The organism is Bacillus sp. BK450, assembly GCF_004364885.1.
GTDB classification, from domain to species: Bacteria; Bacillota; Bacilli; order Bacillales; family Bacillaceae; genus Bacillus; species Bacillus safensis.
In genome coordinates this window covers 803,449-829,879 of sequence record NZ_SOBQ01000001.1, presented here as the reverse complement: position 1 = coordinate 829,879, position 26,431 = coordinate 803,449, and the positions used below count along the sequence as shown (strand labels likewise).

24 protein-coding genes and 1 pseudogene are annotated in these 26,431 nt (G+C 40.8%); 14 read left to right on the top strand and 11 right to left on the bottom strand.

The genetic code is table 11. The annotated features are described in order from the left end of the window. Positions 1 to 24 precede the first annotated feature (24 nt). Positions 25 to 1,578: a fatty acid--CoA ligase family protein gene (locus tag EV579_RS04325; protein ID WP_073204581.1), complete on the top strand. Its 1,554-nt coding sequence runs from the start codon at positions 25 to 27 to the stop codon at positions 1,576 to 1,578. 81 nt (positions 1,579 to 1,659) lie between these two features. On the opposite strand, the gene EV579_RS04320 is transcribed toward EV579_RS04325, so the two are convergent. Then, positions 1,660 to 2,067, bottom strand: coding sequence for a YhfM domain-containing protein (locus EV579_RS04320; RefSeq protein WP_024426550.1), 408 nt, complete (start codon positions 2,065 to 2,067; stop codon positions 1,660 to 1,662). 177 nt (positions 2,068 to 2,244) lie between these two features. Here EV579_RS04320 and EV579_RS04315 point away from each other — a divergent pair, with 177 nt between their 5' ends. Continuing rightward, a complete protein-coding gene (locus tag EV579_RS04315) occupies positions 2,245 to 3,528 on the top strand; it encodes a M48 family metallopeptidase (protein WP_073204584.1) in 1,284 nt (427 codons plus the stop codon). A 244-nt stretch (positions 3,529 to 3,772) separates the two neighbouring features. Here EV579_RS04315 and EV579_RS04310 read toward each other — a convergent pair whose 3' ends face one another. From EV579_RS04310 to EV579_RS04295, 5 genes and pseudogenes are all read right to left on the bottom strand, one after another. Beyond that, positions 3,773 to 4,918 carry a serine alkaline protease SapB gene (locus tag EV579_RS04310; RefSeq protein WP_044335827.1) on the bottom strand — a complete coding sequence of 382 codons (1,146 nt, stop codon included), beginning with the start codon at positions 4,916 to 4,918 and terminating at the stop codon, positions 3,773 to 3,775. 386 nt (positions 4,919 to 5,304) lie between these two features. Next, entirely contained in the window at positions 5,305 to 5,889 is a 585-nt protein-coding gene (locus EV579_RS04305) for a histidine phosphatase family protein (RefSeq protein ID WP_024426547.1), read from the bottom strand. A gap of 61 nt (positions 5,890 to 5,950) precedes the next feature. Further along, on the bottom strand, positions 5,951 to 6,466 hold the full coding sequence (locus tag EV579_RS19370; RefSeq protein ID WP_394336034.1) for a methyl-accepting chemotaxis protein: 516 nt from the start codon (positions 6,464 to 6,466) through the stop codon (positions 5,951 to 5,953). 240 nt (positions 6,467 to 6,706) lie between these two features. Beyond that, positions 6,707 to 7,246: pseudogene (locus tag EV579_RS19365) on the bottom strand (protoglobin family protein); the annotation flags it as partial. A 92-nt stretch (positions 7,247 to 7,338) separates the two neighbouring features. Then, on the bottom strand, positions 7,339 to 8,871 hold the full coding sequence (locus EV579_RS04295) for an FAD-dependent oxidoreductase (protein ID WP_133744022.1): 1,533 nt from the start codon (positions 8,869 to 8,871) through the stop codon (positions 7,339 to 7,341). A gap of 141 nt (positions 8,872 to 9,012) precedes the next feature. On the opposite strand from EV579_RS04295, the gene EV579_RS04290 reads away from it, so the two are divergent. Continuing rightward, positions 9,013 to 9,873, top strand: a complete 861-nt coding sequence (locus EV579_RS04290) for an SDR family oxidoreductase (RefSeq protein WP_133744021.1) — start codon at positions 9,013 to 9,015, stop codon at positions 9,871 to 9,873. Positions 9,874 to 9,929: 56 nt separating this feature from the next. On the opposite strand, the gene EV579_RS04285 is transcribed toward EV579_RS04290, so the two are convergent. Then, complete coding sequence (locus EV579_RS04285) at positions 9,930 to 10,166, bottom strand: IDEAL domain-containing protein (protein WP_008348804.1); 237 nt, start codon at positions 10,164 to 10,166, stop codon at positions 9,930 to 9,932. 289 nt (positions 10,167 to 10,455) lie between these two features. Between EV579_RS04285 and EV579_RS04280 the strand changes: the two genes are divergently transcribed. Together EV579_RS04280 and EV579_RS04275 are read left to right on the top strand one after the other, a co-directional pair. Next, positions 10,456 to 11,034, top strand: a complete 579-nt coding sequence (locus tag EV579_RS04280; RefSeq protein WP_024425481.1) for a competence protein ComK — start codon at positions 10,456 to 10,458, stop codon at positions 11,032 to 11,034. A 299-nt stretch (positions 11,035 to 11,333) separates the two neighbouring features. Continuing rightward, positions 11,334 to 11,816, top strand: a complete 483-nt coding sequence (locus tag EV579_RS04275; protein WP_103132118.1) for a hypothetical protein — start codon at positions 11,334 to 11,336, stop codon at positions 11,814 to 11,816. Positions 11,817 to 11,846: 30 nt separating this feature from the next. Here the strand turns inward: EV579_RS04275 and EV579_RS04270 are convergent, their stop codons facing one another. Then, complete coding sequence (locus EV579_RS04270; protein ID WP_374756261.1) at positions 11,847 to 12,005, bottom strand: hypothetical protein; 159 nt, start codon at positions 12,003 to 12,005, stop codon at positions 11,847 to 11,849. Positions 12,006 to 12,107: 102 nt separating this feature from the next. On the opposite strand from EV579_RS04270, the gene EV579_RS04265 reads away from it, so the two are divergent. Together EV579_RS04265 and EV579_RS04260 are read left to right on the top strand one after the other, a co-directional pair. After that, positions 12,108 to 12,386 (top strand): barstar family protein, encoded by a 279-nt coding sequence (locus tag EV579_RS04265; protein WP_122631293.1) that lies wholly within the window; start codon positions 12,108 to 12,110, stop codon positions 12,384 to 12,386. Positions 12,387 to 12,594: 208 nt separating this feature from the next. Next, the gene (locus EV579_RS04260) at positions 12,595 to 13,548 is read left to right on the top strand and encodes an LCP family protein (RefSeq protein ID WP_024425490.1); all 954 of its coding nucleotides are present in this window, start codon (positions 12,595 to 12,597) and stop codon (positions 13,546 to 13,548) included. A gap of 71 nt (positions 13,549 to 13,619) precedes the next feature. Here the strand turns inward: EV579_RS04260 and EV579_RS04255 are convergent, their stop codons facing one another. Further along, on the bottom strand, positions 13,620 to 13,982 hold the full coding sequence (locus EV579_RS04255) for a YhjD family protein (protein ID WP_024425491.1): 363 nt from the start codon (positions 13,980 to 13,982) through the stop codon (positions 13,620 to 13,622). Between the two features lie 157 nt (positions 13,983 to 14,139). On the opposite strand from EV579_RS04255, the gene EV579_RS04250 reads away from it, so the two are divergent. After that, complete coding sequence (locus EV579_RS04250) at positions 14,140 to 14,757, top strand: TVP38/TMEM64 family protein (protein ID WP_024425492.1); 618 nt, start codon at positions 14,140 to 14,142, stop codon at positions 14,755 to 14,757. Continuing rightward, positions 14,757 to 15,269 (top strand): signal peptidase I, encoded by a 513-nt coding sequence (gene lepB, locus EV579_RS04245; RefSeq protein WP_024425493.1) that lies wholly within the window; start codon positions 14,757 to 14,759, stop codon positions 15,267 to 15,269. The genes EV579_RS04250 and lepB overlap by 1 nt, the downstream gene beginning before the upstream one ends. A 38-nt stretch (positions 15,270 to 15,307) precedes the next feature. Here lepB and EV579_RS04240 read toward each other — a convergent pair whose 3' ends face one another. Beyond that, on the bottom strand, positions 15,308 to 16,453 hold the full coding sequence (locus tag EV579_RS04240) for an AbrB family transcriptional regulator (protein ID WP_133744063.1): 1,146 nt from the start codon (positions 16,451 to 16,453) through the stop codon (positions 15,308 to 15,310). Positions 16,454 to 16,719: 266 nt separating this feature from the next. Here EV579_RS04240 and EV579_RS04235 point away from each other — a divergent pair, with 266 nt between their 5' ends. The 3 genes from EV579_RS04235 to EV579_RS04225 are packed head-to-tail and all read left to right on the top strand — an operon-like array spanning position 16,720 to position 18,442. Beyond that, a complete protein-coding gene (locus EV579_RS04235; protein WP_024425495.1) occupies positions 16,720 to 17,142 on the top strand; it encodes a BlaI/MecI/CopY family transcriptional regulator in 423 nt (140 codons plus the stop codon). Continuing rightward, positions 17,135 to 17,974, top strand: a complete 840-nt coding sequence (locus tag EV579_RS04230) for a M56 family metallopeptidase (protein WP_133744020.1) — start codon at positions 17,135 to 17,137, stop codon at positions 17,972 to 17,974. The genes EV579_RS04235 and EV579_RS04230 overlap by 8 nt, the downstream gene beginning before the upstream one ends. Positions 17,975 to 18,031: 57 nt before the next feature. Further along, positions 18,032 to 18,442 (top strand): DoxX family protein, encoded by a 411-nt coding sequence (locus tag EV579_RS04225; RefSeq protein ID WP_024425497.1) that lies wholly within the window; start codon positions 18,032 to 18,034, stop codon positions 18,440 to 18,442. 197 nt (positions 18,443 to 18,639) lie between these two features. Here the strand turns inward: EV579_RS04225 and EV579_RS04220 are convergent, their stop codons facing one another. Continuing rightward, complete coding sequence (locus EV579_RS04220; RefSeq protein ID WP_024426534.1) at positions 18,640 to 19,086, bottom strand: ferritin-like domain-containing protein; 447 nt, start codon at positions 19,084 to 19,086, stop codon at positions 18,640 to 18,642. Positions 19,087 to 19,238: 152 nt separating this feature from the next. Between EV579_RS04220 and addB the strand changes: the two genes are divergently transcribed. Both addB and addA read left to right on the top strand, forming a co-directional pair. Then, positions 19,239 to 22,748: a helicase-exonuclease AddAB subunit AddB gene (gene addB / locus EV579_RS04215; protein ID WP_133744019.1), complete on the top strand. Its 3,510-nt coding sequence runs from the start codon at positions 19,239 to 19,241 to the stop codon at positions 22,746 to 22,748. Next, complete coding sequence (gene addA, locus EV579_RS04210) at positions 22,726 to 26,430, top strand: helicase-exonuclease AddAB subunit AddA (protein ID WP_133744018.1); 3,705 nt, start codon at positions 22,726 to 22,728, stop codon at positions 26,428 to 26,430. The genes addB and addA overlap by 23 nt, the downstream gene beginning before the upstream one ends. Position 26,431 lies beyond the last annotated feature (1 nt).

Genomic DNA, 26,431 nt, shown 5'->3' with positions numbered 1-26,431 from the left:
TGATGACATGTAAGGGGTGGGAGAATGGATTTGATCAAAAATCTTCAGCAGACGGCGATGACGAAGGGAGAAAATATCGCACTGATCTTTGAAGGAAAGAAGTGGACCTATCGAGAGCTGATGACAAGTATCGAGCGTTTTGCAGATGGATTAGTCAACGAAGGGTTTCAAGCCGGGGATCATATCGCGCTTATTTTAGGAAATTCACCGCATTTTGTCATTTCTTTTTTTGGCGCATTAAAGGCAGGGCTTGTCGTTGTACCTATTAACCCAACGTATACACCTAGTGAAATTGGATATATGCTCATCACAGGCGATGTGAAAGGTATTGTGGCGCCTGAACAGCTTCTGCCAGTTTACGAGCAGGTGTATGAGCAGCTTCCGTCCATTGAAAGAGTCATTATTTGTGCAGAAAATGAATCGGCGTGCAGATCAAGCTTCAAGGAAGTATCTGATCGACTTGTTTTCTTTGGAAAACTTGTGTCAGGTGCTGCGAATGAAAACGTACATCCTTCCATTCAGCCAGATGATACTGCTGTTATTTTATTTACATCTGGCACGACAGGAAAACCAAAAGGTGCCATGCTGACTCATTTCAACCTTTATTCAAATGCCAGAGATGTCGCTGAGTATTTATCGATTGATAAAGAGGACAAGGTTATTGCCGCTTTGCCAATGTTCCATGTATTTTGTTTAACAGTCTGTATGAATGCGCCGTTGATTCATGGTGCGACGATTTATGTCTTGCCGCATTTCAGCCCGTCAGAGCTTTTGCGCATGATGGAAAAAGAGAAGCCAACGCTATTTGTTGGAGTGCCCACCATGTATAACTATTTGTACCGCCAGGAGGGGCATGAGGAAGCGATGTCATCCGTGAGGATCTGTATATCAGGTGGTGCCTCAATGCCTGTTGCCTTACTCCATGGCTTTGAGAAAAAATTCGGTGTTACGGTCCTTGAGGGCTATGGGCTATCAGAGGCATCTCCAGTGACTGCATTCAATCCTCTTGATGGAAAAAGAAAACCAGGTTCTGTCGGGACTGACATTATGAATGTGAAGAATAAAATTGTGAATGAACTAGGAGAAGAAGTCGGTCCAAATGAAGTCGGAGAACTGATAGCAAAAGGGCCAAACATCATGAAAGGCTATTATCAAATGCCAGAAGATACAGAAGCTGCACTAAGAGACGGCTGGCTGTATACTGGCGATTTGGCGAGAAGAGATGAAGAAGGATATATTTATATTGTCGATCGGAAAAAGGATATGATTCTTGTTGGCGGTTATAATGTTTATCCAAGAGAAGTAGAAGAAGTACTCTATCAACATGAAGCTGTAGCAGAAGCCGTTGTCATCGGTGTGCCAGATCCGAACACGGGAGAGGCAGTCGTCTGTTACATTTCCCCTAAGAAACATGCTCACATCAATCAAAAAGACATCATCACACATTGTTCACGCTATTTAGCAAAATATAAGCAGCCCCAAACGATCCATTTCATAGATGATATTCCTAAAAACACAACAGGTAAAATTTTAAGAAGAGCGCTAAGAGAAAAGTATCAAGCAGAAGAAAGTAAATAAAAAAAAGGAGTCTCTGATGAGGAGACTCCCTTAGCATGTAGACAAATCCTCGCAATTCAAAGTTTTCTTTCAAAGATCATTTTAGCTCTTTTGAATGGCTTCTTTTAACTGTCTCTGAAAAGAATTCGACTGTTTTTGATTCAGTTCATAAAACGTTCCATCAACTAAAAAAACGACCTGTGATCGGTTGGTCCAAAGCTGGAAGGTGGTGCCGTTTGTTCGTCCGAACATCACCTTGGCGATATAATCGGGCTTTTTTAAATTTTTCTTGAGATGATTGCTTGTTTGTTTGCCTTTATTTAATTCTTCAATTAAATCTTCTACTGTGTCCTTATCATCTATTTCATAAGAGATGGATTCATTCGCAGGTGAGAGCAGCAATTTTTCAGCTCGATTCTCATCAAAGATTTCGCTCGTCCGGCTGAACACATAAAAGAAGGTGATTAATAAAAGTCCAAAAATCACAACTCCTGCAAGGATTTTCTTCATTTTGATCCTCCAACTTACTGTTTTACATGTAGCTTCTCCGATTTTTGAGTCGCATAATCATTTTTTTCGCGAAAGCTTTTTCTGATGGGGCATGCTATGATGGAGCCACATGAGACAGGTTCTAAACGAAAAAATGCGTGACTAGAATAGAGAGAGGGATGGAAAGGAGGCTGACCTGTGCGAGTACGTAAATGGATGGCTCTTGCAACAGTAGCATACATATTGTACGGTCTTTTTATTTATTCGTATCTGTTTCTAATGGGAGATTCATCGGTACCTGAAAGTGTAAAAGGGACAAGTGCAGATCCGCATACCTTTATGACAAGTCATGAGCTTGTGATCAGCGAGAATTTCTCGAATATACGGAATCTGCTGTATTTCATCACCATCCCATTAGATTGGTATGTCTTTTTCCTTTTGCTCATTTCAGGGTATTCACGGAAAATAGCAGACTGGAGCTTGGCAGCAGCTCGTTTCAAGTTTTTAAGCAAACTTGTGTATGTGTTTGTGCTGTCACTTCTAACAATGATCATTTCATTGCCAATTAAGTGGATTGGCTATCAGCTTTCTTTGCACTACGGAGTATCTGCACAAAGTACGGCAAGCTGGTTGAAAGATCAAACACTGGATTTTTGGATTCAATATCCGCTTCTTTCCCTTTGTGCTATTGTGTTCTTTTGGCTGATACAAAAGAGAAGAAAACGCTGGTGGCTGTATGCGTGGTGTTTGACAGTCCCAGTTACGCTGTTTCTCTTCTTTATACAACCGGTCGTCATTGATCCGTTATATAACAATTTTTATCCACTAAAGGATCAAGCTCTAGAGAAGAAAATATTAACGCTGGCAGACAAAGCGCATATTCCGGCAGATCATGTATATGAGGTCAATATGTCTGAGAAAACGAATACGATGAACGCTTATGTCACAGGAATTGGTGAAAATAAGCGTATTGTCTTATGGGATACAACACTGCAAAAGCTGAAAGACCAAGAAATTTTATTTATCATGGCGCATGAAATGGGACATTACGTCATGAAACATGTCTATATTGGATTAGCAGGATATTTAGTGCTGTCATTGGCCGGATTATTTGCGATCGACCGTCTTTATTTTTATCTTTATCAAAAAGGAGCAGCCACATTTCGTCTCAAGGTGTCACACGACATTGCTGCTCTTCCGCTTCTTTTAATCATCGTATCGATGCTGTCTTTTGCAGCTTCACCTTTTACAAATGCAGTGTCAAGGCATCAAGAACGGGCAGCCGACGAATATGCGGTGAACATGACAAAAGACGGGGAGGCAGGCGTAACGTCTTTTCAAAAGCTTGCAAAATCAGGGCTGTCCCAGGTAAATCCACCGTTTTTAGTGAAGATCTTCCGCTATGGACACCCAACCATGATGGAGAGAATCATGGATATGGAAAAAGCGGCGGAAAAAGAGAAAACGCCGAAAAAGCAGTAATAAATAAAATCCGGCTGGATCAGCCGGATTTAGATTGTTGACAAAGAGCTAAAATGATTTTTATTTTAGCTCTTTGTCTTCTTTTCAGCGTGAAAGAAAACCTTTGAAGTCTAGGAAGGACGAGTACCGGAGCGGAGCGAATTGAGCATTCGTGAGCACCGGCACGCAGGACTGACACCGAATGCGAGGGTTTGTCTACGCGCTGAATCCGGCTGGATCAGCCGGATTTTATTATCACACTTGATTAGTTAGAAGCAGCTTGAACGTTGATTAACCCTTTTCCATAATAGAATGAGTCACCAAGCGGTGTCGCTGTATTTTCTAAGCGCTGGCGAACCTGTGAATTTGTTAGGTTCGGGTTTTTAGAAAGAATAAGCGCTGCTGCTCCTGCTACATGAGGAGACGCCATAGATGTTCCAGTATAAGAAGTGTATCCACTGCTTGGCACTGTACTTAAAATAGAAGTACCAGGTGCAGAAACATCTAATTCAGGACCTGCGCTAGAAGATGAGTTTCTGACATTGTTACTGTTTACATTGGCAACAGCAATTGTAGACTCGTATTTGGCTGGATAGCCAACTGTACTTCTAGAGCCACTAGAGCCTGAATTACCTGCGGCGGCAACAACAACGACTCCGCGGTTGTTTGCTGTATCAACGGCATTTTTAAGTGCTGTTGAACCGCTTGCTCCGCCTAAACTCATATTGATGACATCCATGTTATTGGCTACAGCCCATTCAATACCGCTAATAATCCAGCTGTATTGTCCGTCGCCATTGCGGTCTAATACTTTCACAGCATATAGGGAAGCGCTTGGAGCGACCCCAAGAACACCAATTGTGTTATCAAGGGCAGCAATGGTTCCAGCTACGTGAGTTCCATGTGATTGAAAGTCTTGGGTGGCATTTGGCTCTGAAGGGACGAAGCTCGCACCGCCTGCAACATTTAAGTCAGGGTGTGCAGCGTGGATTCCAGTATCAAGGACAGCTACTTTGACATTAGCACCTTTATAACCTTGAGCGTGTACAGCTGGAGCTTTGATTTGAGGGATTCCATAAGGGACGGTTTGTGCATATGCTTCTGCTTTATGGTCTTCTTCTACGTAAGCAATGCTAGGGTCATGTTCAAGTTTTTTGGCGGCTTGTTCGGACATTTTCACTTGTGCAGCATTAATGAGGCGGTATTGTTTTTCTAGTTTTCCACCATTTTGAATGACAGCTTGTTTCTTAGAGCTGTTTGTGGTGGCAGAGGCTTTAAAACCAACAATATAGCTTTTTTCACTATCTGTTTTGGAGACCGTCTCGGCATTTGCCATGGAGCCTCCAAACCCTGCTGAAAACAGAAGAGGGACAGCCAATAAAACACTTGTCATCACATTTTTCTTTTTCACGCACATTCCACATCCCTTTTTCTTATTTCAGAATAATCATCCGTAGTCTATAAGAATGATCCGTTTGATTATTCTGTATATTCAGTTTAAGGGAAGTAGGCAAATAAGAGTAGACCCGAATTTTTGTGAAAGTCCTAGCGAAAATTGGGGAATTAAGTCACTTGGAACTGGTGGTAAAATATGTTTATTCTATCATTTCAGCGATGATCTATTAAAAAGGGAGTGTGCTTTTTTTCTCATGATCCATTTCCGGTTAAATATTCGATACCCGAAAAGCCATAAAATAGGTAGAATCGTCTAGCATCTATTTCGAATTTCGATATAAAAAAATATTATTTTATCATTGTTTTTGCCATAAAAAAGAACCTGCTAAGATAACAGGCTCTTTAAGAAGGGGCGGATTGAGTTAAATGGCTGACCACGTTGTAATCACGGACCTTCCATTTACCATCTGACCATTCCACATAATTTAAGCAAGCATTAACAAGTCTCGTGTTCTGTAGACCCATATGTTCATCAGCCAAAGTGGTGAGTAAAGCATGGATAGCAGCGCCGTGAGCCACGATCAGGACATGTTGATCTGGATAGGCGGCTCTGACTTTCTCAATACCTTCTAGCATTCGGTTTTGAATCGTCTCAATTGGTTCCATATTTGGATATTGTTTATCTGGAAACAGCTTTTGACGCTCCTCAAACGACATGCCTTCAGCGTCACCATAATCTCGTTCTATAAAATCATCCATGATGACAAGTGGGGCATGGACATGATTTAAAATCAAGTGTGCCGTTTCTTTTGCCCTTGTTAGTGGACTGGAAATGACAACATCCCAATGGACATCCTTTAAGTAAAGTCCAGTTTGTTCAGCCTGCCATTTACCTGTGTCGTTTAAAGGGATATCTGTTCGTCCTTGAATTCGTTTCGCTGCATTCCAATCTGTTTCCCCGTGTCTGACTAGGCAAATTGTTGTCAATCAAATCCCGCCTTTTCTATCTTTTCTTCTATTATACTAAAGCAGAAGAAAAAAGACTGTATTAGCGATTTGTCAGGCTTGTTAAGGATTCGACGGAGCTTGCGACTTGAGATACCGTTTGTTTGACTTCCTTCAATTCGTTAAGGAAGGTCTGAAGGTCAATTTCAATTTTTCCGTTTTGGTTTTTGCTTAAGTTCATGCTGCTGACGATATCATCAAAGAGTGAATTGATTTGTGTCATTTTTTCTTTACTGTCTGTCACAAGTAAATTCACGTCTGCAATGTGCTGAGAAACAATGGCGATTTGTGAATTCGTATTGTTGACAAGTTCAGATACAGTTGAAACCGTTTTCTTGGTGTCCTCTGATAATTTGCGTACCTCGTTTGCAACGACAGCAAAGCCTTTTCCATGTTCACCTGCTCGTGCAGATTCGATTGAAGCATTTAAAGATAACAAGTTCGTCTGCTCTGCAATGCCTGTGACAATCCCAAAGATTTGTTCAATTTGTTTGGCGATTTCTTCAAGGCGTTTAATTTCTGTTTCAATCTTTGTCATGCTGCCATCAATTTGGTTCATTTGTGTTTGCTGAATTTCTAATTCTTTTTTACCGCCGATTGATTTTTCTTCGACCTGTGCTGAAATTTGTGTTCCAGCTTGTGACATGTCCGCCATCTCATCCGATTTTGAGACAAGCTTGTCGACTGCACTTGTTGTGTTTGAGAAGAGCGAAGCAAGCGAATTTGAAGTCTCTGTGATTTTTGTATGAAGCTCCTGCTGCTGCTCTTCTGCTTCATCACGAATTTTAGAATATTCATTTTGGAATGTATCTAGGACTAACTGCTGCTCTAAATTTAAAATTTTCGTCGTCGCTTTGACCGCTGTCTGATATTCTTTGAAATCTTGGATATGGTTAGCGAATAAATCCATAATGGATAGCAGAAGGTCTTGGAATGCTGCCATGTACCATTTAGGCTGGAGCCCAATCCGTAAATGAACTTGCGCGATTTTAATGCGTTTTGCCACATAGGCTTCGTCAATCACACCTGCAAACATTTCGCTAATATGAATGCGGAGTGTTTTTTTCAAACGATCGACAGAACTATTGTCTTGAATGATATGCATCAAGGAAGACTCGACTTCTAAATTTTTATAAAACTTATCAACAATATGCGCGATGTCATCCTGAACAATCGGATTGAGCTGCTTTAATATCAATAGGTCATGCTGCGTCAGGTCAATCATTTTGATTTGTTTGGCGATGTCTGTATTGGTTGAAAAGTTGATTCGTTTTATTCCATCATCCTGCTGTGTAAAAAAAGCAGTATTTTTTGGTTTTTTCTCTTTTTTAAATAACAATGTTTTTGTCCCCCTATAATCATCACAAATATCAGACTTTATGTTTTTTATCGGATAATATTGGATTTTTTAAAGGGGGGACGAGTGAAATTTTACTGTTCTTTATATGACCTTTTTAGTGGTTTTTTAGCAGGGCCTTCTACTACTTCTCCAGTAATGGAAAAACGTGAACCGTGACACGGGCAATCCCAAGTGCGGTCACTATTATTCCAAGCCACTTCACAGCCTAGGTGAGTACACGTTGTATCGACTAGAAAGACATTCCCATCCTCCGATTTATAGGCGCCGCACTTTTTATGTTCATACGAGATAATGCCGCCCTCGCCTGGTTTTAAATCATCGATTGTTTGATCAGTTCGTTTGAATTTACCACTGATCAGCTTGGCAGCGACATTGGCATTTTCTTTAACGAAATCTTTGACGAAAGAGTCAGTAACAGGTCTTGATGGCGTAAAGATTGATTCGTATGGATTCGATTTTCCTTCAATTAAATCACCGATAAGAGTGGCTGCGACGTGGCTTGTGGTCATGCCCCATTTTCTAAAGCCGGTTGCTACAAAGATATTCTGGTGGTGTTTGGTCAGGCGGCCAATGTAAGGGATTTGATCCATTGTGACCATATCGTGTGTCGACCAGCGATACAGCACTTCTTCTATTCCAAGGGTGGCATCTCCAAACGTTTCTAGTCCTTCATAGTGAGCGGATTCATCTCCGCCTTGTCCTGTTTTATGGCCTTCTCCTCCGATGAGGACTACTTCTTCACCGTGCCATTCTGCCGTTCTTAAAGAGTGAGCAGGCTGGTCAATTCCTAGGTACATTCCGTCTGGGAGTGGTTTAGTTGTTCTAGCTGCTACGACATAGGATTGCTCTGGATGAATTCGGGTGAAATAAAGTCCTTTTCCATCATAAAAAGGAAAGTGTGAGCATGAAATGACATAGCGCCCTGTCAGATGATGTCCGCTTTTTGTGACGACAGCAGGCCGGTTCCCTTCTTTTACATCAACAGCGGTTGTTTGTTCAAAGATACGTACACCTCGCTCTAGGAGCTTGTCGATTAGCGCATTGAGATAATGAAGGGGATGAAACTGTGCCTGATTGGTCATCGCAAGGGCTGCTTTAATGTCAGCGTCAAAAGGAAGCTTTGTTTTCCATTCCCGGTCAATACCAAGCTGTTTGTAGGCATCTAATTCCTTCTTTAACTTTTTTACACCGCTTTCTTCCTTTGTATAAAGGTAAGCATCTTTTATCTCTAGCTGACAATCGATGTCGTGCTCTTTAATACGAGCTTGAATGAGGTCTTTTGCTTTCTCATTTGCTTCTACATACAAACGTGCTTTTGGCATCCCAATTTGTTGAATCAGCTCATAATAGTATACATCATGCTGTGAGGTGATTTTAGCCGTTGTGTGTCCGGTCGTGCCTTGCAGCAATTGTTCGGCATCAATGATGATCACATCTAGTCCTCGCTCTGTCATTTCAAACGCCGCAGCGATGCCGGTAATACCGCCGCCGACAATGATCACATCTGCTGTGAGATCTTCACTGACAGCAGGGAAAGAATATTTCTGACTGTCCGCCAGCCATAACGATTTTGCCTGTTCCATTCCTTTATGTTCTTGTTGCATGTTGTCGCCTCCATTAACTTGTTGTGTATAATTTTTCCACAATGCTGAAAATCATACATCTGAAAGGAAACAGGGGCGTCATACATAAAAAAGCCGCCAGCACATAAAAATAAACAAGATAAAAGGAAGGAGTGGACTAACGTGTCAACAAAGCAGCCGAAGAAAACATTGCCGCCTCAGCACCAAAATGAACGTCCGGGTCTTGAATATAAAATGAATCCTAGACCTATCTTTGATCGTGAGGTGCAGGATAAAAAGTTAGCAGGAAAAACAGCCATTGTGACAGGTGGAGACAGCGGGATTGGAAGAGCAGTTTCTGTTTTATTTGCGAAAGAAGGTGCCAATGTCGCCATTGTTTACTTAAGTGAACATCGTGACGCTGAGGAGACGAAGGACTATATTGAGAAAGCGGGAGGCCGTGTCATCTTAATTGCAGGTGATTTAGGGGATGAGGCTTTTTCAAATGAGGTCGTCAAAAAAACAAAAGATGCCTTCGGTTCCATTGATATTTTGGTGAATAACGCCGGGGAACAGCATCCGCAAAAAAGCATTGAGCAAATTACCTCGCATCAGCTTCTTCGGACGTTTCAAACGAATATTTTTGCCATGTTTTATTTAACAAAGGCTGTTCTTCCTCATTTAAAAAAAGGAAGCAGCATCATTAATACAGCATCTGTCACCGCCTATAAAGGGCATGAAACATTGATCGATTATTCATCCACAAAAGGGGCGGTCGTAACCTTTACGAGATCATTATCCTTATCGCTCATTAAACAAGGGATTAGAGTGAATGGAGTAGCTCCCGGTCCTATTTGGACACCGCTGATTCCCTCAACCTTTACGGAAAAAGAAGTCTCTGAATTTGGCGGAGATGTCCCAATGGAACGTCCTGGTGAGCCAGTAGAGCTTGCGCCAAGTTATTTATTTTTAGCGAGCGAAGACTCATCTTATATGAATGGACAAATGCTGCATGTGAATGGCGGGACCATTTTAAATGGATAAACAAAAAACTTGCGGTAAAGAGACGAGTTGCTGTCTCTTTGCCGCAAGTAAAATCATCATGATTGATGTAAGCAGTGTTCTGCATATTGAGCTGACAAGTCATTGAATCGCTTTTCATCACGCTGATCCAGTGCCTTATCAATCTCTTCTCTTAGGAAGGTTAAGCGCTGTTTATAAAGCGCCTCATCTAAAACCATTTGAATATAGATGTCTAAAATGGTGACGCCGTTTTCTTCGGTTTTTTGGGTGTTGCGGGACTTCATGAGCTCAGCATACGTTTTTTTCTCTTTCATAAAGAATCCCCCCGATGCCTTTTTTATAGTATATGGATTGGCGGAGAAAAAATCAACAAGAATTTATAATTTTTAGACAATTTATTTTTGAGCAGAATCGACATCTCTTGTCCAATCGACAGGATGTGATATATCTTTAAAAATGGCTTTTCGATAGATCGAATGGACTAAAAAATATGATAAAAAGATGATTTTTAATAAATTTTGAAAAAATCCTGTCGTTTCTTATATGTTGGTGATAGATTAATAGTATCTTAAATAACCAAATATTAACACAGGAGGAAATGAAGTGTCAGGAATTAGTGAAACACCTTTAGATTCATACGTCATTAATCAAACAACAATGGCGGTCCTTCCAGTTGAAGAAGGAAAAAGAGTATATTCAAAAGTCATAGAAAGAGAGACAAGCTTTTACGTTGAATTAAAGCCCCTGCAAATTATTGAACGCAGCTGCAGATTCTTCGGCTCAAGCTATGCAGGCAGAAAGGCGGGAACATACGAAGTAACAGGAATATCTCATAAACCTCCAATTGTGATTGACTCATCCAATCATCTGTATTTCTTCCCAACTTATTCATCCAACCGTCCTCAGTGCGGCTGGATCTCCCACAAATACATTCATACCTTCCAAGAATCATCCCTCGGAGACACGGTGGTCACCTTTACAAATGAGCAAACCGTCAAACTTGATGTCTCATATAAATCATTTGAGAGTCAGGTGCACCGGACAGCATATCTCCGAACGAAATTTCAAGATCGTCTTGATGGCGGTCTTCCGAAGAAACAAGAATTTATGCTGTATCCAAAGGAACAGCAGCTCAATCTCGTATACGATTTTATATTAAGGGAGCTTCGTAACAGATATTAGTCAAAAGCCAGCGGCAGAGCAGCCGCTGGACCTCTTATCAAGCATGAATGCAATGTAAAAAGATGCCGCTGCATCATAAAGATGAACTCATTGAAACCAAATACGTATGTCTCGTCGTCTATTGGTTGTATTGGGAAATGACAGGGAAATGTGGATCCTTTGACGTATTTTCATCCATTTACTCATAAATCACAGAAGTGACACGAGCTTGTCTGTTACAATAAAAGAAATCTTATGTGGTAAAGGATGCTTATATTTGACCGATATGAACGAATGGGATGAAGAAATGGAGGCTCTGTATGAAAAAACAATCACATTTGGTGCTGCTATTTATCCTAACAGTGACATTACTAGCAGCCTGTCAACAAGCAGGTCAGCCGCCTTCGAAGCAAGACACAAAAGAAGCTGCTTATGAACAATGGGTGCAGTCTTATATGGATGAGTTAAATAAAGCATATGAAAATATGACAGATCAGTTTATCTCAGATGGACATGGAAAGATCCAAACAAATAAAAAATTGACAGAAGCGACGAAAGCATTTGATCGTGTGATTCAAAAAGGGCTGGATCATCAAGAAGTTCCAGCCGCTTATCAAAAGGCCGATCAACAATTAAAGACAGGACTTGCTTCCTTTGAAAAAGGGATCAGTAAGGTGGAAAAGCTCTTGAAGCATCCCGATCAAGAGAAGCTGTTTATTTCCGCTACCCATCATTTTCAGGATGGCTTGCAGCAGACAGCCGCATTTATTGAAGAAGTAGGTCAAATTCAGCAATCATCTTAAAAAGCTTGGAAGTAAACCTTCCAGGCTTTTTTAAATGTGAAGTATTTTCTTTAAACGGCGGACGCCCTCTTGAATCATGTTTTCGTCCGTACAGGCGAATCCTAGCAGTAATCCCTTTCGATTGCTTTCAAAACAATAAGGACTTAACGGATAAATGCCAACACCAGCTGCTTTTGCTGCCTGTCTCATTCTATTAATCTCAGGTATCAGGCAGAAACAAAAGTAAGATGTCCAACTTTCTCTTTCTCCTCCAATTCGTTTAAAATATAGAGAGGAGAGGGGAAGATGAACATGAAAAAAGTGCAGCTTGACGGTGCAGCGTGCAGGTCGCAAGAAGAGCTTCATGACCAGCTAAAAACAGTTTTACACCTTCCTGACTATTACGGAAAAAATCTTGATGCCCTTTGGGACTGTTTGACAGGAGAGGTGACTCTTCCAGTAGAGCTGACATGGGTGAATTTTCAAACGAGCAAAGACGCTCTTGGTGATTATGCTGAGAACTTGCGTCAGTTATTTCAAGAAGCAGAAGAAGAACTGAATGGACAATTTCAATTTGATATTCAATCATGATGAAAAAAGCAGCCGCTGCCGCAGGCTGTTTTTTGAATTTCCGGTTCTTGAATGTTTCATTAGATTGTAAATAGGTGAGCCCTCTGCTGTTTAAATAATTTTTTATTGTGGATTCATAAAAATATGTTGCGTGCAGGAAACTTTCATCAAAATATGTTATAGTGGAACCTACATTGATAGTCTAAGATAGAGTGAGGGTTCGGAAAGGATGAAGGAAAAAAGATCAAAAAGAAGACTAAGGCCTTGGGTAAAAGCCGTGCTGTTTATCATGGCATTTGTCATGGTGATGGCAGTTTCCGTGACTGGATACGCATACTATAAAATTTCAAAAGCGTCGAATAAGGCGCAAGTATCATTAGAAAGAGGAGACACCTCGCAAAAGCGTGTGAAAGCTTTTGATCCAGGAAAGGACAGCTTTTCGGTGCTGCTGCTTGGAATTGACAGCCGTCCAGGTGAAACGGTAGACGAAGCAAGAAGTGATGCGGTCTTACTGGCGGCGGTGAATCGAACAGACAAAACCATTAAGCTTCTCAGTATTCCTCGTGATGCTTATGTGGATATACCAGGGAGAGGATATGATAAAATTGCTCACGCCCATGCGTTTGGGAGTGCAGATTTGTCAGTCAAAACGGTCGAAAACTTGTTGAACATTCCTGTAGACTATGTGATTTCAGGGAACTTTAAGGCGTTTCAAGACATTGTGGATGAGCTAAATGGAATTGACGTAACGATTAAAGATGAAGGCATCGCAAAACAAATGGAAAAGGATTCAAAAGGGAAAGTTCATGTGCAAACAGGAACACATACGTTAAATGGTGAAGAAGCTTTAGCCTTTGTGAGAACGAGAAAGGCTGATAGTGACCTCATGCGCGGAAAACGCCAAATGGAGGCACTTCAAGCCATCTTCGAAAAATCTAAATCGATTTCTTCGATCCCGTCATATGACAACATCATTGATACGCTTGGTGATAATGTCTCAACCAATCTTTCCATGAAGCAGTTCATCGGTCTTTTTCCATTACTGAGCTCATTGAAATCAGTGGATACGATTCAGCTAAAGGGCCATGATTATCAGCCTGGGAATGTGTATTACTTTGAGTTAGATGGACCAGGATTAGAAGAAGTTAGAACAGAGCTGAGAAAACAGCTTGAATTATCATAAATAAGAAGGAGCCTGCCGCCGCGGCAGGCTTTTTTCTTTGAATGGGTACCACGCCGCATTTCAGCAAGAAGTTAATTTGCTTGATGCAGAAAATATCCAGTCAGCAGTTCCTCTACCCGGTGACGTATACGCGGATTAAAGTATTTATGCTTTTCTTCATAGCCATTTATGATAAATAGATACGTTGTAAATCCTTCATCGTGTTCAATTTGCTGTACCTTCATGTTTTCTTTACGTAAATGCTGCTTCAGTTCGTAAAGTGCTTTCTGTGCTTCCTTTAACACGGAGGTCACAAGCTGAATGTATGGTTCATTTAATTTAAATGTTTGATGTTGTTTTAAGTGTGTCAGATCACGATTGAGGATGGAGATGACCATTGGGAGAAAGATGGCCTGTTCCATCATCTGAAGCTGTATTCTTGATAGTCTCGTCATGTCCAAGCCTGCTTTCTTTAAAAATAGAACAAATGTTCTTATTTATTATATCGAATGAGTCAAACAATCTCAAGGGGGGCGAGTGGTATTCATTTGTATATTTTTATGTTTTCCATGTAAAATGAAATGTAGACAAACCTTGAAGGAGTCAAACAAGTTGACATCATTTCTTTCTCTATTTACTCATGAAAATATCACATCATTTTTTGAAAGCTACAAGGCCTTTGGACCAATTGTCGCTATATTGCTTCCTCTGATTGAAGCATTTCTTCCGTTTTTACCACTCGTGGCGTTTGCGGTGGCAAATGCGAATGCATTCGGCCTTTGGGAAGGCTTTTTATTAACCTGGATCGGTGCAAGTGCAGGTTCTATTCTTGTCTTTTTACTGATCAGAAAATTTGGACAGATGAGAATGCTGAACTTTATCAGCAGACACCCTTCCATTAAGAAATTAATGCTTTGGGTAGAAAAGCGGGGATTTGGTCCGTTATTTATTTTACTCTGCTTTCCTTTTACACCTTCTGCGGCTGTCAATGTTGTCGCAGGCTTATCAAGAATTAGCATGTGGCAATTTTCATTAGCTGCTTTAGCTGGTAAGTGTGTCATGCTCTTTATCATTAGTTTTATTGGTTATGATCTTTCTGCTTTAGTAAAGAATCCGTTAAGAAGTGTTTTTGCGGTTCTAGTTATCGTTTTATTATGGTATGTTGGAAAGAGAGTAGAAAATAGGTTGAATATTCGAATGAGCAAGCGTGAGGACAAAGGAGGCTCTTAATGAAAAAGAAGCCATTGCTATGGTTGATGATTATTACATGCATCGTCTTATTGTTCCAGGTAAAGAATTTCATGTTTGTGAAGTATAAAGTAGAAGGGGTTAGTATGGACCCCACATTTACAGATGGAACAGAATTATTAATCAACAAGTTCTCGCCAAAACTCACGAAAATTAGCCGGTTTGATTATGTGTTATTTCACGGCCCTAAAAATCAAATTTTGATCAAAAGGGTCATTGGGCTCCCAGGAGAATCGATCAAGTATGTAGATGATCAGTTATTTGTTAATGGGGAAAAATGGAAAGAACCCTATTTAAAAGAGCAGAAAAAACATAAAATGGGGAATGTCCTGACAGGAGATTTTCAGCTGAAAGCCATCACAGGACAAGATAAAATCAAAAAAAACCATTACTTCGTAATCGGAGATAACCGAATACATAGCTTCGACAGCCGGCATTTTGGAACGATTTCAAAGGATCAAGTAGTTGGTGTCAAAAGAAATCAGGATGAATAAAAGAAGAGACGCTCTGCACATGCAAAGCGTCTCTTTTTTTATTTTGCGGCTTTATATTCAGGATGTCTTTTTGCCCAGACATGATGTAAGAATCGAAAAAACGGTGGCAGCATCGCAATGACAAGAATGATTCTAACGACTTGTACAGCTACTACAAAGGTTGAGTCCTCATGGAGTGTGACTGCTGTTGTTGCCATTTCTGCAATACCGCCAGGCGAAAAGGCAAGAATGGCTGTAATGACAGAAATGCCTGTGACCTCTGCAATGGCAATTGAACTGAGAACCGTTGCAGCAATCAATCCTGCTGAGCTGACGACGGCTACAATTAACGTGTTTTTTAGCCCGACAAACATCTGTTTATTCATTTTTGAACCGATGGTTGCACCGAGAAATACCTGTGATGCGATATTCGCTTGTGCTGGCCAATAAGGAATCAAATCATGACCTATGAGCGCACCTGCACCTACTTGAAGAGCTGCAACTCCTAACATGCTGCCAATCAGCCAAGGGGCAGGGAAATGAAGCCGAACCGCGAGGCGTGACATAAGCCAGGCACCTAAAATAAGTGCAGCAGTCCACGAGATATTTGACAGGGTGAAAACGCCGGATGAAAAGGCGCTCCCTTGCACGCCTGCAGCTGCATCCGCTGGATTTTTTGTATTTAAATAGAACACCGTAAATGGGATGGTGAGTACCACCATTAATACACGTGTTGTTTGTACGAGACTGACAACGGCTGTATTTGCTCCAACCTCTTGGGCAATCCCTGGCATAGCAGATAAACCGCCTGGGGCTGTTCCGACAAAGCTGGTCAGCATATCTGTTTTACTCAGCTTCCATAAGGTAAAGCCAGAGAGCATCGCCAGTAGAATAGAAAAAACGAGCATGAAACTCACAGGGAGCCAATGTTCAGCGAAAATATGAAGAACTTTCATGTTCATTTTCTGTCCGAGTTCGATTCCGAGAATGAATTGACCAAGGAGTAGCCATCTGCTGTGAATACGCAAGGTGTTGTTTCCTTTACGCTGAAACAGGGTGGGACGTCGCATGGCAATAAATGCAGCTGTGATTAATGTACCGACCATCCAGCCAATAGACATTCCTGTTAAAGACAAAAGAAATCCACCTAAACCGCTTATCGCGATCAAAATGAGATCGGTTCGAAGGCTGTTTCCTTGTTTCATCACATGTAAACCTTCTTCCTATAAATTTGTTCAGTAAGTGAAATGTTGTTATCTCTACTATAATACAAAAGTCTTTATAAATAAAATACGAATTTTTTTACCTTTTTCATAAGATTATCTTATCAAAGGCGAGATAGCCTCTTGATAAAAGTAAAGATATAATTTTTACCAAAAACAAAAACAATATACAACGATTTTCCCCTATTTTAGTTATCAGTTGACTATCATTTTCAATTACACTACAATCCTTAGTGTGAGGTGATTACATGAAAATTCCTTCTTTTAAATATAATGAAAAGGGATTGAATCGTTTTTTCGGTCCTTTAGAGGGAAGAATTATGGAAATCCTTTATCAAGGTGAGGATATGCCGATTAAAGAAGTGCAGCAGAAGCTGTCAGATGAAAAGCCGATTAATTTCAACACAGTGATGACTGTGCTGAACCGCTTAACCGAAAAGGGAATTGTCGAGAAGAAAACAAAAGGGCGTTCATCTATTTATAATCCCATTTTAACAAAAGAAGAATTTCTAAATGAGCAGACAAAATGGATTACGCAAGGGCTGATGGACGATTTTGGTCCACTGGCAGTGAATCATATGGTGGATGCAATTGAAAGTGCTGACCCTGAATTACTCAAAGTGCTTGAAGCAAGGCTGGCATCCAAAAAAGAGGAGCAGCAAAATGAATAAAATGAAATCGAGCCTGCTATTTTTAAGCGGTATATTGATTGGTTTAACGATTTTTTATCAGATGGGGTATTACGTGCTTTCAAGCTTTTTTGGCTGGAATCAAGCATATAATCTCATTCATGTATGCCAGTCTGTTCTCGAATTCTATGGATTCACTCCTTTGAAATATTTTCTAGATGCTTTAGTCCTCTACACATTGGGATTTGCAATTTTTTATATGACGAAGCAAATCAAAACGTACATTCAATTCAAGCAAAATCTGATGCTTGCAGTCGATTACCAGTCGACCGAATCTTTATCTGAAAAATATGCAAACGACATCGTTGTGTTTCATTGTCATGAACCGCTTGCTTTTGCCATGGGGATGCTTCATCCAAAGGTCTACTTATCAACATCTCTCATGGACATGCTGGATGAAGAGGAAATTGATGCTGTTGTTCATCATGAATTGCACCACAAATACAGCTACGATCCTTTAAAGGCCTTCACATTCTCAATGCTTACAAAAGTGATTTGGTACATTCCAGTGTTAAAGCATATGAGACAAAGCTATTCCGTTTTTCGTGAAGTGATCGCAGATGACTACGCGATTCGGCAGACAGGCACTGAGCTTGGAGTAGGGCAAGCCCTTTTGAAACTGATTAAAAAGAGAACGCAGTTTCAAAAACAAACGAAGTTTGCGGTATCCTTTGGAGATCGGGCATTGAATTTAAGAATACAGAAGATCTTAAACCCAACATACAATATTCCTTTCAATGTACCCATCATTCCCATTGTCACATCAACGATTCTCATGGTGGCCTTAATCATTATGCTTAATCTAAATTACTAATTTTTTTTACTTATTAACATTACATTATGTAGTGTAAAAACAGGAGGAAATCACTATATGAAAACAAATCAAGAAATAGGAACACTTTTCGTACGTGTTATTTTAGGTATCATCTTCTTTCTACACGGACTTCAGGCATATCAAGGAGGTCTGGGAGGAACAGCGGCATTCTTTGGACAAATCGGTATACCGGAATTTATGGCCTATATTGTGAAGACAATTGAACTGGTCGGTGGTATCGCCTTGATTTTAGGTCTAGGAACACGTATTTTCGCAGCCTTATTTGTTCCCATTATGGCTGTGGCGATTATGACGGTTGGTTTTTCTAAAGGATTTGTGGGAGGTTATGAATTTGAACTATCGCTGCTTGTCATGGCGCTTTATTTAACACTTAGCGGCAGTAAGATGCTGTCCATTGATGGGATGCTAAAACATCAGCAGCAAAGCAATGAAGCAAAATTTCATTAAGCGATCATGAAAAAAACTCCTTCTGCTATTTGTGGCAGAGGAGTTTTTTATTTATCAAATTGTCGTTTTCACGTTTGAAAAAGTGAAAGAGATGAGAGGTTTGCTGAGAATCCTTCTTTTATTTTATAGATTGAATGAATAAAAAGACAATTTCATTTTTTGACGGAACATACGATCTCCTATTAAAATAGGACTATCTAAGACACATGGTGCGTTAAAAGATATAAAAACCATACAGCATGCTGCTGTTCATCTTGAGCGATACGTTTCATCAGCTCTTTTGTTCCTTGATCCCGGACATAATCTGATATCGTTAAGTAAAAATCGACCGTTCTTTGTTCATCTTTAAATGCGAAAAGAAGCCCTTCTCTAAATTGATCTGGACAAGGTTCTGTTACGCTTGGTTTGTGGTTTTTACCTGTTAAAGAATAATATAGCTTTGAAAATAGTTGATAGTGTCTGACTTCATCCTGGCGTATTTCTTGAATGATTTTTTTTGCCTCAGGAGTTTTTGCTCTTTGGGCAAGTTTTTCGTAGCATTGGATCGCAGAATATTCACCATTGATTGCTTTTTCAAGATCTGAAATGATTCTTGTGTTTTGGCGCATGTCATATGGCGAGTAGTCATAATAACTGTAATACATGATATTGCCAGCCTCCTTTGAGTTCATGATGGTTTATGATATGAGAAGAGTAAGGAAAGGTGCCTATATCTTTTTAGGAAGGAGAAGGGGAAAATAGCTATTTACTTTTATTTTCGCTAGAATATGAGTACATAAGAAAGGTGTTGTGGAGCGTGGAGATTCAGTTTTTAGCAGGCAGATCGGGGAGTGGAAAAACGACTGCAATCTTAGAGGAAATCAAAGAACAGCTTCGGCTTGATCCGTTGGGTCCGCCAATCATTTTTTTAGTCCCGGATCAAATGACATTCTTAATGGAATACGAGCTTGCAAAAACGTCTGAAGCTGGCGGGATGATCAGGGCCAAAGTATTTAGTTTCACGCGTCTTGCTTGGTCTATTTTACAGCAGACTGGCGGAGCGAACCGGCAATTTGTGACAAGCACAGGAATTCAAATGCTTTTAAGAAAAGTGATTGAAGAGGAGAAAGAAAAGTTTAAGGTATTCAAAAAAGCGAGTGATAAGCCGGGGTTTGTGGAGCAAATCGAAAAGACGATGGCTGAGTTCAAGAGATACTGCATGCTGCCGGAGGATATTGAAAAAATTTCATTATCGAGCATGCATTCAGAGTATACAGAAGAAAGACGGGCAGCCGAGAAATTGCATGATCTGCATGTTCTTTATCAGCAGATGGAGCAGCATTTACAAGATGAATATGTGCACTCAGAAGACTATTTGACACTTCTCACGCAGCAAATTCCTTTATCTGAAGAAATAAAAGGAGCACACATTTATATAGATGGTTTTTATCAATTTACACCGCAGCAGCTCCTCGTCATTGAACAGCTTCTGCTGCATGCTGAGAAAATAACGGCTGCTTTCACAGTGGATCGTTCCTATCATGATAAGCAGCCAAATGAACTTGATTTATTTCGTATGACAGGTAAAACGTATTTCCAGCTCTATCAGCTTGCCAAAGAGTGCGGAGCGGCCATTTCTGAGCACATTTTGGAGAGAAATAAACGTCATCTTCATACGCCGGATCTTGCTTATTTAGAACGGCAATATGAGCAGAGACCGGTGCAGCCATATCAGGAAGTCACTCCTCATCTCACAGTATCTAAAAGTGCGAGTAAACGAGCTGAAATTGAGGGAGTAGCGAGAGAAATTCTTCATTTAGTGAGAGAAGAAGGACTTAGACTGCGAGATATTTCGATTGTAGCGCGGCATGTAGACGACTATAAAGATACGTTAAAAGAGGTTTTTCGAGATTACGATATTCCTTTTTTTATTGATGGAAATGAATCGATGCAGTATCATCCGCTCATTGAATTGATTCGTTCGAGCATGGATGTCATAAAAGGAAACTGGCGGTATGAGGCCGTGTTTCGATGCGTGAAGACAGAGTTCTTATTTCCGCTCGAACTTGCCAGAAACAAAGCGAGAGAACAGGCAGATCAGCTTGAAAACTACTGTATTGCTTATGGTGTAAAAGGAGAACGCTGGACAAACGGCTCCCGTTTCCATTACAGGCGGTTCCAATCATTAGATGAGGATTTTGGACAAACAGATCAAGAAATTGAAATGGAACAGATGCTGAATGATGTAAAGGAATGGATCGCACCTCCGCTTTTCCAATTGCAAAAAAGGCTGAAAAAAGCGCAAAAGGTAAAAGACATGGTAGAGGCAGTCTATGTCTTTTTAGAGGAAATACAAGTGCCGGATAAACTTGAAAAGGCTAGGCTGGAAGCTGAAGAAGCAGGTAGATTAGCTGAAGCCATGCAGCATGGACAAGTATGGGATGCTGTTATTCAATTAATGGATGAATTTGTTGAAATGCTCGGTGATGAGGAGCTCTCATTTCCTTTATTCCAACAGATGATGGATACAGGATTGGCTTCTTTAAAATTCGCTTTAATTCCGCCTTCACTCGACCAAGTATTTATCGGAAGTATGGATTTATCCAGAATGTATCAAGTGAAGTGTATGTTTATCATTGGGGTAAATGATGGCGTTATTCCCGCACGCCCTTCTGACGAAAGTGTATTGTCTGAGGATGACAGGGAATGGTTAAAGCGAGCAGGAGCAGAGCTGGCAGAGACAGGAAAGGAACGGCTGCTAGATGAGCAATTTTTAATTTACCAGGCGCTGTCGAGTCCATCTCATCATTTGTATCTGTCTTATTCAGTGTCAGATGAAGAGGGGCGCTCTCTATTGCCTTCGACTCTTATCAAGTATTGTCAGGAGCTTATGCCAAATCATGAGCATGCTTTGTATGTGTTAGACCCGGAACAGCTGGATGACAAGGAGCAATTAAAATTTGTAGCGAATGAGCATGTCTCGTTATCGTATACTGTCTCGCAGCTGCAGCAATGGCTCAACCAATATCCCATCAGTGGTGTATGGTGGAGTGTCTATAATTATTTGATGACGTCATCTCATCGGGATGTATCAAAAAACATCTTGTCGAGTTTGTTTTTTACAAATCGAGCGAAGCGCTTAAAACCAAACGTCACAAAAGAACTTTACGGTGATCACATTCAAGGCAGTGTTTCAAGAATGGAGAAATTCAATGCGTGTGCATTTTCTCACTTTGCTTCCCACGGGTTAAAACTAAAGGACCGGCAATTTTATAAATTGGAAGCACCCGATATCGGCCAGCTGTTTCACTCGGCCTTAAAGCATATTTCAGATACGCTTGTTGAACAAAAAAAGGATTGGAAAAACCTAACGAAGGATGACTGTGTCAACTATTCAAGACATGCAATCGAACAGCTTGCACCGCGTCTTCAAAAGGAAATCCTATTAAGCTCTAACCGGCATGCTTATATTAAAGAAAAGCTCCAGAAAATCTTGATTCGTGTCTCTTCTATATTAAGTGAGCATGCAAGAGTGAGTGGATTTTCTCCCGTTGGGCTTGAGTTAGGCTTTGGCGGCCAAGGACCACTTCCGCCGTTTACTTTTCAATTGAAAAATGGCTGCACGATGGAGCTTGTCGGAAGAATTGACCGGGTGGATAAAGCAGAAGGTTCAAAAGGGCTGCTGTTGAGAATCGTCGACTACAAATCGAGTGAGAAAGGTCTTGATCTAGCAGAAGTATACTATGGGCTGGCCTTGCAAATGCTCACATACTTAGACCTGACCATTACGTATTCGAAGGAGTGGCTTGGTGTAGAAGCAACACCAGCTGGCATTTTATATTTCCATATTCATGATCCGCTCATTCAAGCACCGATTCCGCTTGCAGAGGATGAAATTGAGCAGGAAATATTCAAGAAATTTAAAATGAAAGGTCTATTGCTTGAAGATGTAGAAGCGGTAAAGCTAATGGATCAAACGCTTGAATCAGGAAGATCACAAGTCATTCAAGCCGGCTTGAAAAAAGATGGGTCCTTCCGTTCTGACTCTGCTGTTTTAAGTGAAGATCATTTTCATATACTCACACAGCATGTTCGGCGCACGTTTGAAGAGGCAGGCGAAAGAATTACAAATGGCGAGGTAGCCATTAATCCATATAAATTGAAGGATCAAACACCATGCCGCTTTTGTTCATTTAAGTCTATTTGCCAATTTGATGAATCGATAGAAGATAATGAATTTAGAGTGCTTTCATCTGAAAAGGATGATGTTGTGATAGACCGGATCAAAAAAGAAGGGGATCAGTATGCAAATACCAAAACCGAATAACAGTACTTGGACGGATGACCAGTGGGAAGCCATCGTTTCAGAAGGACAAGATATTCTTGTTGCGGCGGCGGCAGGGTCAGGTAAAACAGCTGTTTTGGTTGAACGGCTGATTCGAAAAATGACCCGTCCTGAAGATCCAGTTGATGTGGATCGTCTGCTCGTTGTGACTTTCACAAATGCATCTGCGGCAGAGATGAAGCATCGGATCACAGAAGCACTTGAAAAGGAGTTAGCCAAAAACCCCGGGTCCCTTCATATGAGAAGACAGCTGTCGCTCATGAATCGTGCCAATATTTCCACCCTGCACTCCTTTTGCTTGCAGGTTTTGCGCACCTTTTACTATGAGATTGACCTAGATCCAGGCTTTCGTTTGGCTGATCAAACAGAAGGAGAATTATTAGGAGATGAAGTGTTAGATGAACTGTTTGAGGACGAATATAAGGCTGGAAAACCAGCGTTCTTTGAACTGGTTGATCGTTACACTTCTGATCGTCATGATTTAGACTTGCAATGGCTTGTAAAGAGAATTTATGAGTTTTCCAGATCTCACCCTTCACCTGAGCAATGGATGAGGGCATTCCTTTCTCTTTATGATGTAGATGCTCAAACAAAAGTAGAACAATTACCGTTTTACCCATATATCAAAGAGGACCTTTCTCTCGTTTTTCGAAGCTGTCTGGAACTGCTCGAACGAGCCCTCACCCTATCAAAAGAACCGGGCGGTCCGGCACCGAGAGCAGAAAATTTTATTGATGATTTAGAGCAAGTCAATGAATTAATCAGGCACCAAGATGATTTTGAGAAGCTTTACGAGCTTTTGCCAAACATCAATTTTAAAAGGCTCAAAACATGTAAAGGGGACGAATATGACCCTGTGCTGTTAGAAAAAGCCACAGATGCACGCAATCAAGCAAAAAAACAATTAGAAAAGCTTAAAGATGAATACTTTATGCGCAGTCCCGCCCAGCATTTGAAAAGCTTAGCTGAAATGAAGCCGGTGGTCGAGACACTTGTGGAGCTTGTCATCCAATTTGGACAGCGTTTCGAAAGAGCGAAGCAAGAAAAATCAATCGTGGATTTTTCGGATTTAGAGCATTATTGCTTAAGCATTTTAGCAGAGCAGGACGCGGAAGGACATTTGATCGAAACAGAAGCGGCCAAGTACTATCAACAGCAGTTTGAAGAAGTACTCGTTGATGAATATCAAGATACAAACCTTGTGCAAGAAACGATTTTAAAGCTTGTATCTAAAGGGGAACATGCTGCAGAGGGCAACCTGTTTATGGTTGGTGATGTAAAGCAGTCCATATATCGTTTTAGACTGGCTGAGCCCATGCTCTTTTTAACCAAATATAAACAATTCACACCAGACGGCAAAGAAACAGGGAAGAGAATTGATTTAAATAAAAACTTCCGCAGCCGTTCAGATGTGTTAGACAGTACGAACTTTTTGTTCAAACAGCTGATGGGGGAAACAGTTGGAGAAATTGAATATGATGAACAAGCTGAATTAAAGCTTGGAGCGAGTTATCCAGAAAGCGAAGATACAATGACAGAAATGCTTCTTGTACATTTAGATCAACAGGAAGCAGAAACTGACGAAGAGCGAGAAGAGCTAGAAACCGTACAGCTTGAAGCGAGAGTCATTGCTAAAAAAATAAGACAATTAGTAGAGCAGCCATTTCAAGTGTACGATTCAAAACAGCAAATGACTCGTAACTTGCAGTATCGGGACATTGTGATTTTGCTTCGCTCCATGCCGTGGGCACCGCAAATGATGGAGGAATTGAAGAAGCAGGGAATCCCTGTGTATGCGAATCTTTCCTCTGGTTATTTTGAAGCAACAGAGGTGTCTGTGATTCTTTCTTTGTTAAAAGTCATTGATAATCCATATCAAGATATCCCGCTTGCAGCTGTATTAAGATCACCAATTGTTCATTTAGACGAAAATGAAATGGCACTGATCCGCACGAGTGATAAAAAAGGCACCTATTATGATGCTGTGAAAGCATTTATGAGTGTGACTCATTCAGATCACCCTACATGCAAAAAACTAGAACGATTTTTCAGGTTGTTGCGTAAGTGGCGTGATTTCTCTATGAATCATTCAGTAGCGGAATTGATTTGGGAAGTATACCGCGATACGCAGTATCTAGATTACGTCGGCGGGATGCCTGGAGGCAAACAGAGACAGGCGAATCTCCGTGCTCTTTATGATCGAGCGAAGCAGTATGAAAAAGCTGCTTTTAGAGGGCTGTTCCGTTTTCTTCGCTTTATCGAAAGAATGCAGGAGCGTGGAGATGATCTTGGGGCGGCAAAAACGTTCAGTGAAACAGAGGACGTTGTTCGCATGATGACGATCCATAGCAGTAAAGGATTAGAATTTCCAGTCGTCTTTACCGCAGGACTCGGCAGAAACTTTAATATGATGGACTTAAACCAGTCCTACTTACTTGATAAAGAATTAGGCTTTGGAAGCAAATATATTCATCCAGAGCTGAGAATTAGTTATGCAACATTACCGCTTGTTGCGATGAAAAAAAAGATGAGGAAAGAGCTATTATCTGAAGAGCTGAGAGTTCTATATGTAGCGCTCACAAGGGCTAAGGAAAAATTATTTCTTGTCGGCTCTGTCAAAAATCAGGTGAAGGCATTAAGCAAATGGCAAAATGCTGCAACCGGAGAGGACTGGCTCCTCCCTGATTTTGAACGTTATCAATCGAAAACATACTTAGATTTTATTGGTCCTGCTCTCATCCGTCACCAAGCAATGTCATCTATTTTAGAAGAAACAGGTGATGTTGTTCTTTCGCACCCATCAGCATTCACAATCTCATTTACTCAAGCTTCCGATCTTCTAAAAGAAGATATGTCACTTGAAAAGAAGCAGCAAGATGAGGTGGTACAAGCATTGATGGACGGCTTACCTGTTGAAGGTTATGGTGATGCTGATGAGAAAGTAGCAGAGAGACTTTCATGGAGATACCCGTATCTAGCGGCCTCACAAGTCGGCACAAAGCAGTCTGTTTCAGAGATAAAGAGAATGAAAGAAATACAGGATGAGTACAGTGTTCCTTCTTCTCTTAGAAGAGCTCATGCAACGTTGTATGACCGGCCGGCTTTCATGAAGAAAAAAGCACTCACTGCCGCAGAGCAAGGCACCGCAATGCATACAGTCATGCAGCATATTCCGCTTTCTTCTGACGAGCCCCTCGATGAAATCCGTATACATCAGCTGCTCGATTCCTTACAGCAGCGAGACTTGCTAACAAATGAGCAAGTTCAGTCAATTGATCAAGAAGGAATTTCCGCTTTTTTCTCTACTTCTATTGGTCAAAAGCTGCTGAAAGCGGACTGGGTGAAACGAGAAGTGTCATTTAGTATGGTGTTACCTGTTAAAGAGGTATACAGCCATATTGATACAGAGGGGGAGCCTGTCCTTATTCAAGGGATGATTGACTGTTTATTTGAAACGGATGGAAAACTATATTTACTAGATTATAAAACAGATAGAGTGCAAGGCAGATATACAGGCGGTCTTGAAGCAGCTGTACCTATTTTGAAAAAGCGCTATGAAACTCAAATAGCGTTGTATGCACAAGCGGTGGAACGTTTAACAAACAGAACATTAGAGGAGAAAATTCTTTATTTCTTTGATGGGAATTTAGAAATTTCATTATAAA